We start from the raw sequence: 736 nt of genomic DNA, 5'->3' as shown, positions 1-736 counted from the left end.
GCCATTTATCGATGGCGTCGCGGACTGAATGGTCCGCGTGCGCTGGGCCAATACTAGCCCGTAGGTTACAGTTAGTTACGTTCCCTGACGTGAGCCGATCGGCCAAGGTCACTCATAGCCGTCATATCCCATCGCCCCGCAAGAGGACAGCAGCCTCTGGAGCAAATGGTGCCCGTAGCCAAAGAACAATTCAGCCTGCACACAAGGGGAATAGCAATGCGAAAATACATGACACGCATCGCGGCAACGTCAGTAGCACTTTCGACTGCGATGGCAGCCTACGCACAAGATCAAAGCCCCCTTCCAAAGGCCAGCGATGTGCTTGTCCGATACGGGGACGACGTCGAGGGCTGGACCGTCTATGCCAATCAAACCCGCGGTGATTGCTTGATCGTGCACTCAGATGGCCCAAGTTCGGTGCAAATGGGCGTTACCGCAAATCGGGAGGTCGGCTATCTTGGCGTGTTCACCAAAGAGGATATCGGCCTTCAGAACGGGACCAAGTCGGACATCTTCGTCTCCATTGACGGCCATCTCTATCGTGGTGTGGCCACTAGCACGAGCGGCGAACTCAAGGGCGGATACTCTGGCGGCTACATCTTGACAGACGACCCGAAGTTCAAGCGCGACGTAGCGAAGAAATATAAAATGACCGTGTTTCCGGAAACCAAGGGGGCCTTTGTCGTCGATCTGAAGGGGACTTACAAGGCAATGGCAATGGGCCACAAGTGCCTCA

At 55.6% G+C, this 736-nt stretch carries 1 protein-coding gene; it reads left to right on the top strand.

Annotation, left to right across the window (positions count from 1 at the left end; genetic code table 11):
• Positions 1-216: 216 nt before the first annotated feature.
• A partial coding sequence (locus EOC93_RS33615; RefSeq protein WP_127206763.1) for a hypothetical protein occupies positions 217-736 on the top strand: 520 nt, incomplete at its 3' end.

Origin of the sequence: Mesorhizobium sp. M6A.T.Ce.TU.002.03.1.1, from assembly GCF_003997275.1 — a bacterium.
Classification (GTDB): Bacteria; Pseudomonadota; Alphaproteobacteria; order Rhizobiales; family Rhizobiaceae; genus Mesorhizobium; species Mesorhizobium mediterraneum.
Note: the sequence above shows the minus strand (reverse complement) of the source record. Positions and strands in the feature narration are given on the sequence as shown.